Genomic DNA, 18034 nt, shown 5'->3' with positions numbered 1-18034 from the left:
TAACAGGGAACAGGTAACAGGTAACAGGTAACAGGTAACAGGTTACAGGGAACAGGTTACAGGTAACAGGGGTTCTAGAGTTTTCATGTTCATTCACTGCTTAATATTTCTTAACATAAATATCTTGACAAAATTGACATCAAGTGAGATATAATCTCAACAGAGATGATAAGAAAACTCACCTAATAGAAAGCTTAGAAAGCTCAAAAGCTGACTAAATTGGGATTTCGGGGTTATAGCGCAGTTGGTAGCGCACCTCAATGGCATTGAGGGGGTCAGCGGTTCGAATCCGCTTAGCTCCATGGCATAATCAAAATAAAATAAACTCTAGATACTCCATGACTATGACCTTAGGACATTATGACTTTAGGACCTGAGGACCTGATTACCTGGGTTTTCCTAGTGTAGTAATGTAAATGACTGCTTCGTCAGCAGGAATACCCAAGACATCGTTAACCTGGTCATCAAAAAAGCCAGCGATACCACTGACACCTAAGTTTAAGCGGACTGCTGCTAAATTCAATCTTTGTCCTAAAATACCTGCATCTGTGTGTAAATAACGGTAAACTCGATCACCATACTGAGCGATCGCACTTTTGAGGTCGGCAGTATGAAATAATACTGCTCCTGCATCTCTACCTAATTCCTGTCCCAAGCAGAGAAAATGTAACTCCCGACGGAAATTTTTAAAGCGAATTTGCCGTAATTCTTGGGCTTTAGGTGCATAATAATAACAACCTGGATCTAAGCCTTGAACTCCAGAAACCACCACAAAAGTTTCTATTAAATTCAAGTCAAAATAATCAGGGTCAGGATCTAAATTTTGGTCAACATAATTTTGTGGTTGATAAGTGAAATCAAGTAAAGCTTTTAGTTGATCAAAACTTAAATTATCGCCAGTATAAGCACGAGTAGAACGTCGTTTATAGATAGTATTTGCTAATTCTGATAAATTTTCCCCCCAAAAAATTGGCGCAGTCCTAGTAGGAATTTTATCACAGAAAGGAAAATTATATTTATCCTCTAAAGACCTTTCTTCTTTGACAGTTGGTAACTTTAAATTACTGCTAGTAGTCTGTGTGATTTCTGTCCGTAAATGAAAATATTTTAGTAGTTCACCGTCAGGAATAGATGGATAATTAGTTTCAGTGGTAGAAGGTAAAGCAGTGCTGGCTTTAGGTAAATTTTGGCGAATATCTAACAAATCTGCCAAAGCTAAAACAGCGGTCGTTCCTTCTTGTTCATGATCAATATAAAGTAGATCATTAACCGCTTTATCCACAAAACCGCCTATTAAATAAGAGCGATAATTTGCCAGATTACAAGCTAATTGAATATTACCTAAAAGATGCCCAGTATCGAGACAAATTCGGCGGTAGGCTCTATCTTCATAACGCCAAACAGAACGATAAAAAACCGCAGTAGTAATAATAGCTAATTGAGTGGTTTCTAGGGAAGAATGCCAAAAACAAGCCTCTTGTAAATTTTGCCAAACATCACTTTCCCAGAAGTGCATTAAAGAATGAGTTCGACATTGATAATTATAAAGTCCTGGTGGTAACAAAGGTGTACCGCGAGAAACTAAATATACTTCAGCCGGATATAAACCCCCCGCACTGGGAGCAGCACGTAAATATACTGCACTACCCATAGAAGGCATTTTTGCCGTCAGTCCATAACTGTGAAATAATAGGTGAGAGAGCCTGTACCACCATTGAGCATCTTGATCATGGGCGAATATTTCTGTATTTTCTTGTAGATAAGGTTTTAAGTCAATATCAGCACCGATTTTGTACTCTTTGAAAGGTACTGGTTGTTTAGCCCAGTCTAAATTATAATTTTTAGCAGCTAGAGTTTGGGGATCATACTTAGTCCGTTCGTGATAATGTTGGGCTATGGATTGATGTATTTCTGGCATAATAAATAATTGTAATTTAATATCCTTGTATTCCTACCATTGACGTTGACATTTATTAGCTCCATGATTTCCCGTAAATCAATTAAAAATTCAAACCTGAAAATTGATTTTTTCTGCTAAAATTTCTAACCACCAGTCCTGGAGAACATTGAGCAAATGACACCTATACGTAAAACTCTCTCAACATCTGATATTCAACTTTCTTACCTAGAATGGAATCAAGGTCAAGAACCATTAATATTGTTACATGGTATGGCTGATCATGCTTTAGTTTGGTCAAGTTTGGGAGACTATTTAAAATTAGATTACCATATAGTCGCGCCGGATATGCGTGGTCATGGTGAGAGCAGCAAGCCAGAAAAAGATTACACCTTTAAAAGTGCAATTTCCGATTTAGAGGCATTAATGGATAAACTGGGGTGGCCTGCGGCTCATATTGTCAGCCATTCCTGGACCGGGAAATTAGCCGCCATTTGGGCTAGAGAAAACCCAGCCAGATTAAAAAGTATCACATTAGTAGACCCCATTTTTATTTGGAAAATGCCCAGTTTTCTGAAAATCATATTTCCCCTTTTATACCGTGTTTTACCCTTCCTCAAAAGCATGGGCCCCTTTACCAGTTACGAAGCAGCCGAACAAACAATTAAACAACTCAGTCAATATCAAAATTGGAGTTCTTTGCAACAGCAAGTTTTTCAAGCTGCAATTGTACAAAAACCCGACGGTACTTGGGGTAGTAAATTTACTATAGCAGCCCGTGATGGCATTTTTGATGCAGTCATGGAAGTACCAGGTTTTATTCACCCAGTTGACACACCTGCCCTCTTTATACAACCAGAAAAAGGTGTCAACCGCCAAAATTGGCAAATTCAACCTTACAAAACCAACCTCAAAAATTTACTTATTCGTCAAGTCCCCGGAAATCATTGGCCATTCTTAACTAACCCAACAGAATTTAATCAAACAGTTGCCAGTTTTTTAGCAGCACAAAAATGAGATAATTACAGATAATTCGCAATGTCTCATTACCCATTACCAATTACCCATTACCCATTACCCATTACCAATTACCAATTACTTATTATGAGTCTTTGTATTAATCCAGTTTGTCCTCAACCCAACCACCCAGATAATGACGAAAACCGCTTTTGTCAAAGTTGTGGTTCTCAATTAGAATTAATCGGACGTTATCGAGTTTTACGTTTATTAAGTGACCAAACTGGATTTGGTAAAATTTACGAAGCTTATCAACAAGATAGGCCAAAAATTCTCAAAGTCCTCAAACAAGAATTAACTAATGATCCTAAAGCAGTCTCATTATTTCAACAAGAATTTAATGTATTAAAACAATTAAATCATCCTGGTATTCCCGCAGCAGAAGATTACTTTCCCTATCAAACCAGAAATAATCTTATACTCCATTGTCTGATTATGGAAAAAATTGCCGGACCTAATTTAGAAGAGTGGTTAAAGCAACAACAAAACCGCCCCATTTCTCAAGTTCAAGCCATAGCCTGGTTAAAACAATTATTAGAAATAATAGCGTTAGTACATAATCAACAATATCTCCATAGAGATATTAAACCATCAAATATCATGATTCGTCCTGATGGACAATTAGTATTAATTGACTTTGGTACAGCTAGAGAAATTACCAAAACCTATTTAGCTAGTGGGGGAATGACAGCAATTTCATCATCAGGTTATAGCCCTTTAGAACAAATGCGTGGACAAGCCATACCCCCATCAGATTTTTTTGCATTAGGACGGACATTTGTATTTTTATTAACGGGATATCAACCTGGAGAATTATATGATCCTAACTTAGATATTTTAAAATGGCGACATCATGCAAATCACATTTCTCCATTATTATTAGATTTGATTGATTGGTTAATGTCCACCCAAGTAAATCAACGCCCTAGGAATACTCAAGAAATTTATCAAAGATTAGCAGAAATTGAGGATCAACTCTCACAAAATACATCTGCAACCGTGAATATTAGCGGAACAGAAAAAACAGCCATAGTTAATCAAACAACTACCACTAATACTGTTATTCCCCCACAAACACAACCGGAAAAATTACCATTATTGTCCTGGTTTGCAGCTTTAATAGTTTCCTTATTACTACTGTGGTGGGTAGCCTTAGGATTTAGAGACAATAAATTTGTAGCCTTACCTGCTGACTATGGACAAGCACCAGTTAAAAAAGGCAAAGTTGATTATTTTCCCTATGAAGAAGGGAAAGATAGTCAAGGGAGAGTTGCCGAGTTTAATATTGCGGTTTTATCAGTAGAATATAAATGGCAATTAGGCAGCACCTACCAAATTAAATATAATAATCAAACTATAACAATTGATTCCTTAAAATCTAATTTAGAACAAGAAGGAATCCAGACAATTATGGAAAATCCCAGCGAGATTATTTCCGTGGGAACAGCCTCCTGTGAGGGTAATATTATCGCAGAACAAAGTCGCGCTTTAGAACGTTCTCAACAAATTCAATTATTAGTCAAAAAGATATTTAGTAATATACCCAGTATTAAAGGTTATCGCTTATTAAATTTGGGACAATTTCAGAGAAAAGACTGTCAAGTTAACCAAGACTCAACAGCCTATCAACGCAGTATTATTATTATTGGGGTGAAAAAACAAGCCGCAGGTGTAATATTAGATGAAGCCTTAAGAGATAGATTAGAGAAAAAACCATTTGCTGATTTTAAATTAGAAGATTATTCTCTAGGTTCACCAGATAAATTTAAAACCATACCCAGTAATTTAGGTGACAGATGATAGGTGATAGGTGATAGGTGATAGGTGATAGGTGATAGGTGAGTAGGGTGTGTTAGCGACAGCGTAACGCACCATAATATATTTAATTGTATAGTATAGATATAATAACGAAATATGAACGAATAAACCTCAAACCCTGATCAACCAAGACCCAGGTAGGGTGTGTTAGCGACAGCGTAACGCACCATCTTATATATTAGATATAATTAAATATATACTAACATAAATATGAACCAATAAACCTCAAACCTTGATAAACCAAGACCGTATTAAGCCCCCATACCAGAATAGCGTTTTAAACCCTTACGCCATAAAAAACGATTAGCGCCCAAAAATACAAGAAACCAACCAATAATTGACAAAAATCCCCTAGTTAAATTTACAGGTAGTCCCACCAAAATACTGGCTGGGAAATTAATCATGTAGGGAAAAGGTGTTAACATAACTATGTTTCTGATATTTTCGGGAAAGACATCTAAAGGTGCTATTAAACCCGATAAAAATAGAAAAAACAACATCCATAAATTTTCTAAAGCTGCTGCTCTTTCGGTCCAAAATGCAACCATAGCAACGGTATATTGAATGATAAATCTTAAAGCAAAAGCCATAATTGCTGCTAAGATAAATAAGCATAAATTACCTATATCAGGAAACCAAAAGGCTTGGGGATAGAGAACAAAAAAGAATGTGGATAAAAGTAATACAAAAGGCATACGAGCGACTCTTTCACCTAAATGATTACTAATATGATGCCAAATTGGATCTAAAGGCTGTAATAATCTTAGAGAAAGTTTACCTTCTAATATTTCTTTTTCAAAGTCATAAATTACCCAAACTACACTAATTTGTTTAGTCAGGAAAACAGCGAAGAAATACCGAGCAAAATCCACAGGTTGAAAACCAAATTTACCACTTTCGGCTGCTTGTACCCAAACACCCATCATAATCATTGGTAGAGAACCTGCTAGAACCCATAGGATTAATTCTGAGCGATATTCCAGCATATAAGCATAGTAAACTGACAGTAAAGTTAAGGCTTTTTTAATCGCTTTTTTCATAGGTGACAGGGGACAGGGGACAGAGAACAGGTGACAGGGGACAGGGGACAGGTGACAGGTTATAGGTGACAGAGGACAGGGGACAGGTTACAGGTTACAGGGGACAGGTGACAGAGGACAGGGGACAGGTTACAGGTTACAGAGGACAGGTGACAGGAGAGAGGGGAGAGGGGACAGGTTACAGTTCCCTCCCTTTGGTAAGGGGAGGGTTAGGGTGGGGTTTTATCAAATAAATCCTTTTTGAAAAACTCGGCCAATTACCTCTTCTACTGGTGGTTCTGTAACTGTTAAATCTACCACTGCTAAATCAGCTAAAATCCGGGATACAGTCTGAGTTAATGCTTCTTGTTGAACAATAAATCTTACTGCTCTTTCTTCGACCATTTGTACATCACCATAGGACATAAGTTGTGCTAATGGTAATACTTGAGCTAATTCGACATAAATTTCTCGATAGGGAGCAAAACTTTCTAATAATCCCTCTAAGCTACCATCATACATTAATTTTCCTTCGTGAATTAATAATACTCGTGGACACAAAGCTGTAATATCAGCCATATAATGACTGGTTAATAATACAGTTGCTTGATAAAGTTGATTATATTCCTTTAAAAAGTGACGGACTCCTACCTGAGCATTAACATCTAACCCTAAAGTGGGTTCGTCTAAAAATAAGATTTGGGGACGGTGTAAAAGTGCGGCTAATATTTCGGCTTTCATTCTTTCCCCTAATGATAATTTTCGCACTGGTTGAGTTAGTTTACCTTCTAAACCCAACATTTCTGTTAATTCCCCAACGCGACGCTGAAATTCTTTATCAGAAATATTATAAACTGCGGCGTTAATTTTCAGAGAATCTAAAGCGGGTAAATCCCAGATTAATTGCTGTTTTTGTCCCATGACTAAGGTGATTTTTTGGAGAAATGTTTCCTGACGACGAAAAGGAACAAAACCACCGACTTTAACTACACCACTTGAAGGATGAATTAATCCTGTTAGCATTTTTAAAGTCGTAGTTTTCCCCGCACCATTGGAACCCAAAAAACCGACAATTTCCCCAGGTTCAATAGTAAAGGAAACATCTTGAACGGCTTTAATTAAACGATAATTACGACGAAAAAAGTGGGTAATTGTTCCTCTTATTCCTGGATTTTTAATTGCTACTGGATAGGATTTATTCAGATTTTCTGCAACAATAATTGACATAGGGGAATAGGGAATAGGGAATAGGGAATAATATTAATTATTGCATATCATTGGCGAATAAACTAGCTGATCCTGATTTTCCCGTGACAAATAATGATTTAGTCGTAGTTGTTGGGTTGAGTTTCATCCTGTAAATCCTTAAATCCTGGTTATCCTGATTCAAGACAAGAAAACCCAAACCAAAACCGAAAACTTAAAAATCACATCCTGTAAATCCTCAAATCCTGGTTATCCTGATTCAAGACAATAAAACCCAAACCAAAACCGAAAACTTAAAAATCACATCCTGTAAATCCTCAAATCCTGGTTATCCTGATTCAAGACAATAAAACCCAAACCAAAACCGAAAACTTAAAAATCACATCCTGTAAATCCTCAAATCCTGGTTATCCTGATTCAAGACAAGAAAACCCAAACCAAAACCGAAAACTTAAAAATCACATCCTGTAAATCCTCAAATCCTGGTTATCCTGATTCGGACTATAATAATATTGAACGCAGATAAACGCAGATAAACGCTGCTGGTTTTATGGTTATTCTGTTTATTTGTAGGGGTAATTCATGAATTACCCCCTAGGTTGATTGTATATTACCATTCATTCAATGCTGGTAAACTTTTAACTATTCTCACGGTTTCTAAACTGACCCTCACAATCCTTTTGACTAAATCCACTATATAACGGGGATTTTCTGACCAATGGTTAGGGTCATTAATTATGCCACTATCTTTATCTTTGGTGACTTTGTACCTTTCCATAATCCATTCTAGGGCTGATTTGCCATTTACTATATATTCGTAGGCTTCTAAGGGGATTTGGGATAGGGTAAGTTTACTATTATAGATGATGATGGTTTTATCTAGGCCGTTTTTATTCTTACCAAAGACCATTTTTTCGACTTGATAATCTTGGTTATCTAAATATAAATCTTTTTTAAATTCTTCTAATTCATAAGGTTCTATGGTTTCATAGTTGAGATGATAATACGCTAATTCTCTACCGGCTTGACTGAATGTCCAAAAATCCGCAGTAAAGGGGATTCGTGGTAACATTTTCTTCAGGTCTGACGCAAAGCGTTGTTTATATTCGGGTGAATGTAATACTCCATAAATGTAATAGAAGATGTCTTCTTTGCTGATGGTTGTGTCTTCATATTTTTGCTGATATTCTTTGAAAATGCTATCGGGGATATTTTCTTTTTTGGTGTATTGTTCTGTGGTTGCTGTTGCAAATAGTTCTCCTAGTTCGCTTTGTTTTTCGTAGGTATATAAGGGGAAACATTGACCTGCTTGATGGAAATTTAAATCAGGAAGTGTATTTACTATTAAAGCATTAAAATCTTTTGTAACACCAATTCCAGTTACACAAATTACTAAGTTTTCTAAGTTTTGATTTGGGAAAATTTTAGGCATTTGGCCAACTCGATGATTTAGATAATTGTCAAAATATATCCATTGTTTACAAAATGGTCTATATATACCTTTTACAATAGATTTTTCTTGATATTCAATAATTTTTATTCTTTGTAATTGTTGTTTAAGACTACTTGACCAACTAATCTTTTTTGTGTCTGTATCAACAAAAGATTCTACCAGCTTTTCCTTATCTTTAGTATTAACAAATCTTTTATCTTTTAAATATTCTTTAAATTCTTCAACTTGCTGGTTATAAAAATCAATCATTCTCGTAATATTATCAATAACTGATTGATAAGAGAAGTTATAAACCCAAATATCTCTAGTAGTTTCAAGACCTCTTGAATAAACATCAAAAATAGTTTTACTAGTTGCATCTTTTTTATCACCCAATGAAATAAAACTTTCAAAATCATCATTACGTTGGTTAATCCAATCATAATTTTCATTAAGGGTGATTTCTTGCCATTTAATAGTAGAAATATCACCAAAATTTTTAATAATATCTAATTTTTCCTTTTGACTTAAATAATCACCAATATCATGATAAAATACCTTATTTTCTGATTTCTTACTGGAATTTTTGATTAAGAAAATAATCGCAATAGTAGCACGACTTCCTGAACCAAAAATTTTACCCCCTTCTTTTCTTGATTGTTCTCCCGAAGTTCTTTGATTACCTCGTAAATTAAAACAATAAATGCTAGTAAATTCATCTACCAAACATTTTCTAAAACCATCCATTGCATTACCATCAATGAATGAACCATTACTGACAAAACAAACTATACCTTGGTCTTTTATTCTATCACTAGCCCATCTAAAACCGCGAATATAAGAATCATAAAGGCTGTTTTTATTCGTAGCTGTGGAATGTTTAGCGTAACTATTGGCAATTTTTTGATCTAAATTTTCATATTTGAGATTTTTATTCCCATCATTTTCGCTAGTTTGTCCAGCAGAATAAGGAGGATTACCAATAATCACAGTAATATCCCTTTGCTTTTGATTAATTACCCGTTGATTATTTTCAGGAAAGATACTTTCTAACAAATAACCTGCATTTTCAAACATTTGAAAAGTATCTGTTAAAACAATGCCATTAAAAGGTTGATATTCACCACCAGCTAAAAAATGATAACTTTCCTCAATATTAATTGCTGCAATATAATAAGCTAATAAAACAATCTCATTACAATGCAACTCATAACTAAACTTCCGTTGTAAATCCTCATGTTTAATTAACCCACTTTGCAATAACCGCACCATAAAAGTACCCGTCCCGGTAAAGGGGTCTAAAATATGCACACCCTCATCAGTTAAACCCACACCAAACTCTTGTTTTAAAGCAAAATCAGCACTTTTAATAATAAAATCTACCACTTCCACCGGAGTATAAACAATACCCAATCTTTCTACCAACCGGGGAAAAGCCGCACGGAAAAATTTATCATATAATTCAATAATGATCCGCTGTTTTCCTTCTGCATTATCAATACCACTAGCTTTTTTTCTGACACTTTCATAAAACTTGTCTAAAGTCTTGACTTCCTTCTGCAAAGATTGACCTTCTAACACATCTAACATTCTTTGCATTGTCTGGGAAACCGGGTTATATTTAGTAAATTCGTAACCCTCAAACAAAGCATCAAAAACCGGTTTGGTAATTAAATGTTGAGATAACATTTCAATGGCTTCATCTTCGGTGACATTAGGATTAATATTTTGATGTAACCCTGTGATAAATTCATCAAATACTTTTTTCGCTTCTGATTGTAAGGGCGAACGGCCGTTCGCCCCTACTAATAATGCTTTAATTCGGGAAATGTGAGTATCAGCAATCTCCGCTACATTTTTAGCCCATTTTTCCCAATACTGTCTATCACCACATTTAGTAACTATTTTCGCATAAATGGCATTTCTCCATTCTTCAATGGGAAAATTTAATTCTAATTGTTTGTAAGAACTGCCTTTTTTTGCACTTTGAGAACTACCATCATTTTCAGTTTTACCTCCCACTCCAATAACAGCAATTTGGGGAGGACGACGTTTATTTAATTCTATTTTATTGACAGTATCATTAAATCGGTCATCATGGGAGCGTAAAGCCTGTAAAACTCGCCAAATTACCTGATATTTTTGATTATCTTTTAAAGCGACTTCGGGAGGTATATCAGCAGGAATACCAACCGGTAAAATAATATAACCGTATTTTTTCCCCTCAGCTTTCCGCATGACTCTACCAACGGACTGGACGACATCAACTACGGAATTACGGGGAGTAAGAAACATCACAGCATCTAACGCGGGAATATCCACACCTTCGGATAAACACCGCGCATTTGATAAAATGCGACAGATATTACCGCTATTTCCCCCCTTTGTAGGAGTTAGGGGGGGTTCAGCTTTTAACCATTCTAATTTACTGTTTCTTTCTAAAGAATTTTGAGTACCATCAACGTGGTCTAAATTACATTCTAAGAAATCTTCATCATCAGGATTCAATTGTTGATATTGATTAATAATATCAGCGAATACATCAACAATCTTTTTAGAATCTTTAATACTACGAGAAAAAGCAACCGCCCGTTTCATAGGGTTATTATCTTCTATATCTTCCCCTTGAGCATCTTTAATTAAACGTTTAGCTAAACCATTCCAACAACCGACAATTTTAACTGCGTCATCTAAATTTAACTCATTATTTGCGTCTGCTAATTGTTGTTGAAAAGTAGCACTCACAAATTTTTCATCAACTGCTAACACCATGACTTTATAATCAGTTAATAAACCGACGCTGACAGCTTCCCCAAAACTTAAACGATGAAATTCTTGACCATAGATATCTACATCATCCATGGAACATAAAAAAGCGTCGTTTTCCTGTGCTTGGACTTTGGTATCATCACTATATATTTTTGGAGTTGCTGTCATGTAAAGACGTTTTTTAGCTTGGATAAAATCTTGATTATGTACTCTGACAAAATAAGATTCATCTTCACCAGCAATAGTTACTCCTGTGGTTCTATGGGCTTCATCACAGATAATTAAATCAAATTCTGGTAAACCTTGTTTCTGTGCATCTGATATAGCTTGAATTGATTGATAGGTAGAAAAAATAACGGTTAATTCTTTTTGATTTTTAGATTGAATATTGTGATAGGATTTTATAATATCATTGGCGTTAGTTGTGGCAGGAAACGCTAAATCATTAACTGTAATATCTGCAAGATCATCATTTTTAGATTTTTGCTTACTTTTACCCACATTCACATCAGAACAAACTGCAATACTATGAAAATTAATATCAGTTTCAGCAGTCCATTCTCGCAAAGTTTGGGAAAGTAAAGAAATAGAAGGAACTAAAAAGAGAATTAAATTATTTTCTTTAGGGAAATTTTCGGCGATTTTCAAAGCGGTAAAGGTTTTACCAGTACCGCAAGCCATTATTAATTTACCTCTATCTCCTGTTTGAAAACCCGTGAGGACTTTTTCTAAAGCGGTTTGTTGATGAGGCCTAATTTTTTTTTTAGGTTTAAGTTCTAAATGATCAGGATTTTCTAAACTGAATTGATCCCAATCAATGGGACTATTGGCTAAATCGTAAATAGTAGCACGAATAACAGGAATTTGTTGACCATCTAAAGCTGCTAAGGCGTTTTTACTCCACTTGTTTGTAGTGGAAATAATCATGCGTTTTTTAAATAAATTTGTCCCGGAAGCGGTGAAAAATGAATCTATATCTGATTTTTCTAAAGTCTGGTCTTCTCCATAACATTTACATTGAATAGCACAATAATCGCCAGTATCTCTGATGACTGCTACTAGGTCAATACCTGTATCTGGCATATTTCCCCGTTTCGGGAAATCCATCCATAACCAAACCTCGCTAAAATACTCTTTGTAGATGGGATCAGTTTTGAGATAAGTTAACATTAACCGTTCAAATTTATCTCCTAATTCCCGGGGAGATTGAGAATTTTGTCTAAATTCCTTTAATATTTTGCCAATAGTCATATTCAGATTTCTCCTATCTTCCAGATCCCCTGCTCGTTTTCTCATTCCCACCCAGCGCATGGCAATGAGGCTATGGATTAATATAATAACTACACTTACGTATAGTTGTAAAGGTCTGATGGGATTAATTTATATTAACTTATATTAACTTATATTAACTTGGATTAACTTAGATTAACTTCTGCTGACTTTTGATGACTTTTGATGAAAAAACTTTTGCACCTTTGGGTTTTGGGGGGAAACATAGAAACCATAATTGATACCAGTATTATGCAAATTATGTAACACCAAAAAAAAAGGCTCAAATCTGTTATTTCACAGAATACAATCTATAAGTTATAATGGTTAACAACAGTTTGAGCTATCTACCAGGGTTTTAAATTCTATAATAAGTCCGTAAATCGGCCATCGTTTTGCAAAGTTTTCAGGATCTGCTTAATTTCCTGGGTACGATCCTTCTTCACTACTAGGGTAACATTGCGATCGCGGACAATGACCACATCTTCTAAACCGATAGTAACAATTACATCATCAGGATTGGAGGCATAAACAATAGCTCCTTGAGTATCTAAGCCAACATGAGTAGCAAGTTCTACATTAGGATTATCCTCTTGTTTTAGTAAACGTTCAATAGCATTCCAATCACCCAAATCATCCCAACCAAATGCCACAGGTAAAACATAAGCTAAACTAGTTTTTTCCATCAGCGCGTAATCTATACTTTTTTTAGGTAACTGGGGATAAATATCAGGGCCATATTGTTCTAAAGGTTGGATAATTTCTGGTGCATGGGTGCGTAATTCTGCTAAAACAACACCGGCTTGAAAAACAAACATACCACTATTCCAGCTAAACCGTCCTGTAGATAAAAAAGTTGCGGCTGTTTCCTGGTCGGGCTTTTCAGTAAAACGCTGAACATGATAAGCTGGCAAGTTATTAAAGTCACATAATTTCTCGCCTTGCTCAATATAACCATAGCCAGTTGATGGAAAATTGGGTTTGATTCCCAAAGTCACTATTGCCGGGGTAGTTCTTGCCAACTCGGTAGCAGCGGACAGGGTAGCTAAAAATACCTCTGGGTCAGCAATCCAGTGGTCAGCCGGGAAAAAACCAATCATAGCGTTTTCTCCGTAACGCTTGTTAATTTCTAAACTTGCCCAAGCAACAGCAGCGGCGGTATCTCGTCCTAAAGGTTCAATGAGTAAATTTGATTCTAGTAAATCAGGAAGTTGTTCTCTCACCCCTTGGGCAATGGCGCTAGAGGTAATTACCCACAAGTTTTGCCAACCGTCAGCCAATGGTAACAATCGATCAGCGGTTGCTTGTAGTAAGCTCTGAGAGCTACCATCAAGACTTAAAAATTGTTTAGGTCTGTCCAGTCGGCTCAAAGGCCAAAAACGTTCACCTTTACCACCTGCTAAAATCACAGGAAAAAATAAATTATTCATACTCGAAAGCACACCCAATGCAGAACAATATAAGTTTACATCGAATGGTGGGTAAGTCTTGCCCCTTACCCCTTGCCTCTGGACTGTGGCCTGTGGCCTGTGGACTGCATTTAATTTTGAATTTTGGATGATCTTGACTGATAATTTCGGTTAGTTAAGTATGTTGTAATTATCACAGATTAAAGCTATGAGGACAGCAAAACCCAACAAAATCTGGCTGATGCTTTTTTAAAATCCAAAATTTGCACTGTGAAATTTTGCAGTTGCAATATTTGTAGCTTGTATTAACATACCTTTAAGGAGTGGTTGAGTGGGGAGAAAATTGTGATTAAACAAATTCAATGGTTAGAAAATCAGGTCATACCTCAACAGGTAACACCACCAGAGCAGGAGGTAAAACAGCCACCAGTCCAAAAGTTAGAAAATCAGACAATAATTCAACAAGTACCAGTGTCCACCCCCCTGGTAAAACCGCCGGAATCAGTCTACTCTGCTAGTAGCGTTGTGGAATCAGTGGGCGCTCTTCCCAAGGAACTCTATGCGCGATTAGGCTTATCAATTCCCCGCTGGTTATTGTGGGTGCTAACTGTTGTTTTAGGCGTAACTGTATCTGGTTTATTAGCGTCCAGTTTGGCACTATGGACTCCTCTATGGAGTAATCTAGACCAAACGAAAGATGATGAATTTGCTTCTTATAAACAGAATCAAGTCAAAATACCCGCAGGTTTATGGACTCAGCTTTCTCAGTATAAACTATCAAGACCCATGAATATTTTAATTATGGGTATTGAACCAGTGCCGGGAACTGTAGACGGTTCACCAGAAAGTTTTGCTGGTAGCAGTGATACTATGATGTTGGTGCGGCTAAATCCCAGTGATAAATCTATTCGCGTTCTGTCAATTCCCAGAGGGACAATGATAGCAATCCCCGAACAAGGCTTAACTAAGGTATCTGAAGCTAATGCCAAGGGTGGTCCAGTTTTAGCCGCACGGGTAGTTAGTCGCAGTTTAAACAATGCTCCCATAGATAGATATATCCGCATTTCTACTAGTGGCTTCCGCCAATTAGTTGACCAGTTGGGTGGGGTAGATGTATTTGTCCCCCAAGCTATGAATTATCAAGATCGCTCAGGTGGCTTGTCAATAAATTTAGTCAGCGGTTGGCAAAATCTTAATGGTCAACAAGCAGAACAGTTTGCCCGCTTTCGTGAAGAAGGTATGGGGGATTTACCCAGAGTTCAGCGACAACAAGCACTAATCACTGCTTTAATGCAAAAGCTCAACAGTCCCACTGTTTTACCCAGGTTGCCCCAATTAACTCGCATTATGCGGAAGTATTTTGATACCAACCTCAAAACGGAGGAAATGATGGCATTGGCGAATTTTTCCGTGAATGTAGAACGGGATAATTTCCAAATGGCAATGTTACCCGGTACTTTTAGCAAATTCAGTCAAGATCCTAATAGCTATTGGTTAAATATGACTGGTCAACAAAGCTTATTAACTGATTTTACTGGGGTAAATGTCGCTGGTATTACCTCAGATACCAGACCTATTTCTGCCCGGAGAGTTGCTGTTCAAAATACTACTAATCAACCCCAGCTAACGCAAAGGGTAATTACCTATCTTAAGCAGAAAGGTTTTACTAATGTTTACCCAGTTCCAGACTGGCCAGATACCCAGAGTCAAACTCAGATTATTGTCCAAAAAGGCAACCGACAACCAGGAATTGATTTACAACAAGTTTTAGGTTTAGGACAAGTTGAAGTTTCAGGAAACGGTGATCTAGAATCTGACTTGACAATTCGCATTGGTAAAGATTGGAAGTAAGTAACTTTCTCACAGGGAAGAGGGAACAGGGAACAGAGAACAGGGAACTCTTAACTGGGAACGTTCCCTCACTATAACGACAATTTTTAACGCCAACCTACTTAGCAAGTTTATGAACAAAATTTTGTTAAGATATTTAACTTTAATTTCTATTTTGGCGGGATTGTGTATTATGATTCCGCAAATAACATTCGCTCAAGTTAATACCATTAACTACAGTAATGCTAACTTAAATAATCGTGACTTTTCCTATACTGATTTTGTCGGTGGAACTTTTGTCGCAGCGGAAATGCGGGGAACAAATTTCCAAGGTGCAAATTTAACTAACGCAATTTTTACCAAAGGCGTTTTATTAAAAGCCAATTTAGAAGGTGCAAATTTAACAGGCGCTTTAGTTGATCGTGTTACCTTAGATGGTGCTAATCTAAGAAATGCCATTTTTACAGAAGCAACTTTGACCCGCAGCCGCTTTTATGATGCTGATATCACTGGCGCTGATTTTACAAATGCAATCATTGACCGTTATCAAGTATCGCTGCTGTGTAAAATAGCGCAAGGTGTTAATCCTGTAACTGGTATTTCTACTCACGATAGTTTAGGTTGTCGTTGAAAAATTGACAACTAATAACTCTCAACTAACCACTGACCACTGATATTCGTGACACAACAAGAAAAAAAACCCGCCCGTTCTTTCGCTGGAATTGCTGGTATTGTTGCCGCAGCAACATTAATTAGTAAGGTATTTGGTTTAATTAGACAACAAATAATCGCTGCGGCTTTCGGTGTCGGTGCAGCAGCTACCGCTTATAGTTATGCCTATATTATCCCCGGTTTTCTTTTGATCTTACTGGGTGGTGTCAACGGACCTTTACATAGTGCCATTGTCAGTGTTTTATCTAAACATAAAAAAGAAGCAGCAGCACCTATAGTAGAAACAGTAACAACTCTTGTGGGTGGGTTGTTGCTAGTAGTGACAATTGCCCAAATATTCTGCGCTGAGTTAATTATTGATTTAGTTGGTCATGGCTTAGAAGCGACTACAAGAGCGATCGCCATCCGTCAAATCCAAATTATGTCCCCTCTGTCCTTATTTGCGGGCTTAATTGGGATTGGTTTTGGGACTTTAAATGCAGCTAATCAATATTGGTTATTATCAATTAGTCCGTTATTATCCAGTATAACCGTTATTATCGGTATCGGTATTTTAGTTCTAGAATATGGTAAACAAATTATTAATCCTGAATATGCTTTCATCGGTGGCATGATATTAGCCTGGGGAACTTTAGCGGGAGGAATTTTGCAATGGTTAGTGCAATTAATTGTCCAATGGCGGTTAGGATTAGGGACATTACGGCTAAGATTTGATTTTAAATCTCCTGGTGTTCAAGAAGTAATTAAAATCATGACTCCAGCCACCATATCATCAGGAATGATGCCCATAAATGTCGCCACTGACCTTTATTTTGCCAGTCCTATTGCCGGTGCAGCAGCAGGTTTTACCTATGCTAATCTTTTAGTACAAACTCCTTTGGGAATTATTTCTAATATTATTTTACTGCCTTTATTACCAACATTTGCTAAACTTTCTCACCCAGACAATTGGCCAGAACTAAAATTACGCATTCGGCAAGGACTTTTACTAACTGCTGTCACCATGCTACCTTTAGGGGCTTTAATGGTATCTTTATCTGAGCCAATTGTCCAGATAGTTTATCAACGGGGAGCATTTAAACAAGAAGCAACTCAGTTAGTATCTTCTTTATTAGTTGCCTATGGAATTGGGATGTTTGTCTATCTAGGGCGTGATGTTTTAGTCAGGGTATTTTATGCTTTGGGTGATGGACAAACACCTTTTAAAATTAGTACATTTAATATTTTTCTTAATGCTGTACTAGATTTCTTATTAGTTGAACCTTTTGGCGCACCGGGTTTAGTTTTGGCTACAGTTGGCGTTAATTGTGGTTCCATGTTGATGTTGTTATTTTTGCTGAACCGCAAACTTAATGGTTTACCTTGGCGGGAATGGTGTATCCCTATTTTGGGTTTAACTGGTGGTAGTATTATATCGGGTCTAGCTAGTTTTGGAGCTTTAATAGTTTCTCGTCAAGTTTTGGGTAAACCAAATTTAATTACTTTATTCATAGAATTATCTATATCTGCTTTGGTGGGAATTGGTGTATTTTCTCTTATTGCTTCGAGAATGAATATTCCCGAGGTGAATAGTTTTGTAATTAAGATGCGACAAAAGTTTTTAAAGAAATAAATTAAGTAGGTAATTGGTAATTGGTAATTGGTAAGGGTAAGGAAGTTAGGATTTACGCACGAGTCACGGAATAACAAACCACTT

At 36.6% G+C, this 18034-nt stretch carries 10 protein-coding genes and 1 tRNA gene; 6 read left to right on the top strand and 5 right to left on the bottom strand.

The features are described 5' to 3' along the window. Positions 1 to 229 precede the first annotated feature (229 nt). Positions 230 to 302 (top strand) — tRNA-Ala (locus H6F62_RS08790). 83 nt (positions 303 to 385) lie between these two features. Here the strand turns inward: H6F62_RS08790 and H6F62_RS08785 are convergent. Continuing rightward, positions 386 to 1918, bottom strand: a complete 1533-nt coding sequence (locus tag H6F62_RS08785) for a SagB/ThcOx family dehydrogenase (RefSeq protein ID WP_137909634.1) — start codon at positions 1916 to 1918, stop codon at positions 386 to 388. Positions 1919 to 2074: 156 nt separating this feature from the next. Here H6F62_RS08785 and H6F62_RS08780 point away from each other — a divergent pair, with 156 nt between their 5' ends. Together H6F62_RS08780 and H6F62_RS08775 are read left to right on the top strand one after the other, a co-directional pair. Further along, positions 2075 to 2914: an alpha/beta hydrolase gene (locus tag H6F62_RS08780; RefSeq protein ID WP_190371828.1), complete on the top strand. Its 840-nt coding sequence runs from the start codon at positions 2075 to 2077 to the stop codon at positions 2912 to 2914. An 87-nt stretch (positions 2915 to 3001) separates the two neighbouring features. Then, positions 3002 to 4714, top strand: a complete 1713-nt coding sequence (locus H6F62_RS08775) for a serine/threonine-protein kinase (RefSeq protein ID WP_190371850.1) — start codon at positions 3002 to 3004, stop codon at positions 4712 to 4714. A 269-nt stretch (positions 4715 to 4983) separates the two neighbouring features. Here the strand turns inward: H6F62_RS08775 and H6F62_RS08770 are convergent, their stop codons facing one another. The 4 genes from H6F62_RS08770 to H6F62_RS08755 form a co-directional block, all read right to left on the bottom strand. Continuing rightward, positions 4984 to 5772 carry an ABC-2 family transporter protein gene (locus tag H6F62_RS08770; RefSeq protein ID WP_137909635.1) on the bottom strand — a complete coding sequence of 263 codons (789 nt, stop codon included), beginning with the start codon at positions 5770 to 5772 and terminating at the stop codon, positions 4984 to 4986. Positions 5773 to 5997: 225 nt separating this feature from the next. Further along, positions 5998 to 6978 (bottom strand): ATP-binding cassette domain-containing protein, encoded by a 981-nt coding sequence (locus H6F62_RS08765; RefSeq protein WP_190371827.1) that lies wholly within the window; start codon positions 6976 to 6978, stop codon positions 5998 to 6000. A 589-nt stretch (positions 6979 to 7567) separates the two neighbouring features. Beyond that, entirely contained in the window at positions 7568 to 12409 is a 4842-nt protein-coding gene (locus tag H6F62_RS08760) for a type ISP restriction/modification enzyme (RefSeq protein ID WP_190371826.1), read from the bottom strand. A 383-nt stretch (positions 12410 to 12792) separates the two neighbouring features. After that, positions 12793 to 13857 (bottom strand): mannose-1-phosphate guanylyltransferase, encoded by a 1065-nt coding sequence (locus H6F62_RS08755; RefSeq protein WP_190371825.1) that lies wholly within the window; start codon positions 13855 to 13857, stop codon positions 12793 to 12795. A gap of 324 nt (positions 13858 to 14181) precedes the next feature. Between H6F62_RS08755 and H6F62_RS08750 the strand changes: the two genes are divergently transcribed. The 3 genes from H6F62_RS08750 (at position 14182) to murJ (ending at position 17950) form a co-directional block, all read left to right on the top strand. Then, positions 14182 to 15687 (top strand): LCP family protein, encoded by a 1506-nt coding sequence (locus H6F62_RS08750; protein WP_190371824.1) that lies wholly within the window; start codon positions 14182 to 14184, stop codon positions 15685 to 15687. Positions 15688 to 15799: 112 nt separating this feature from the next. After that, positions 15800 to 16297, top strand: a complete 498-nt coding sequence (locus H6F62_RS08745; RefSeq protein ID WP_190371823.1) for a pentapeptide repeat-containing protein — start codon at positions 15800 to 15802, stop codon at positions 16295 to 16297. A 48-nt stretch (positions 16298 to 16345) separates the two neighbouring features. Next, on the top strand, positions 16346 to 17950 hold the full coding sequence (gene murJ, locus H6F62_RS08740; protein ID WP_190371822.1) for a murein biosynthesis integral membrane protein MurJ: 1605 nt from the start codon (positions 16346 to 16348) through the stop codon (positions 17948 to 17950). Positions 17951 to 18034: the final 84 nt, after the last annotated feature.

Source organism: Anabaena sp. FACHB-1391 (assembly GCF_014696755.1).
GTDB classification, from domain to species: domain Bacteria; phylum Cyanobacteriota; class Cyanobacteriia; order Cyanobacteriales; family Nostocaceae; genus Dolichospermum; species Dolichospermum planctonicum.
The sequence above is the reverse complement of the archived record's forward strand: the minus strand, read 5'-3'. Positions and strand labels throughout refer to the sequence as shown.

Coding starts and splice junctions, on each gene's coding strand:
- H6F62_RS08775 (WP_190371850.1), top strand. CDS start 3,002: ATGAGTCTTTGTATTAATCCAGTTTGTCCTCAACCCAACCACCCAGAT.
- H6F62_RS08770 (WP_137909635.1), bottom strand. CDS start 5,772: ATGAAAAAAGCGATTAAAAAAGCCTTAACTTTACTGTCAGTTTACTAT.
- H6F62_RS08785 (WP_137909634.1), bottom strand. CDS start 1,918: ATGCCAGAAATACATCAATCCATAGCCCAACATTATCACGAACGGACT.
- H6F62_RS08765 (WP_190371827.1), bottom strand. CDS start 6,978: ATGTCAATTATTGTTGCAGAAAATCTGAATAAATCCTATCCAGTAGCA.
- H6F62_RS08755 (WP_190371825.1), bottom strand. CDS start 13,857: ATGAATAATTTATTTTTTCCTGTGATTTTAGCAGGTGGTAAAGGTGAA.
- H6F62_RS08780 (WP_190371828.1), top strand. CDS start 2,075: ATGACACCTATACGTAAAACTCTCTCAACATCTGATATTCAACTTTCT.
- H6F62_RS08760 (WP_190371826.1), bottom strand. CDS start 12,409: ATGACTATTGGCAAAATATTAAAGGAATTTAGACAAAATTCTCAATCT.
- H6F62_RS08745 (WP_190371823.1), top strand. CDS start 15,800: ATGAACAAAATTTTGTTAAGATATTTAACTTTAATTTCTATTTTGGCG.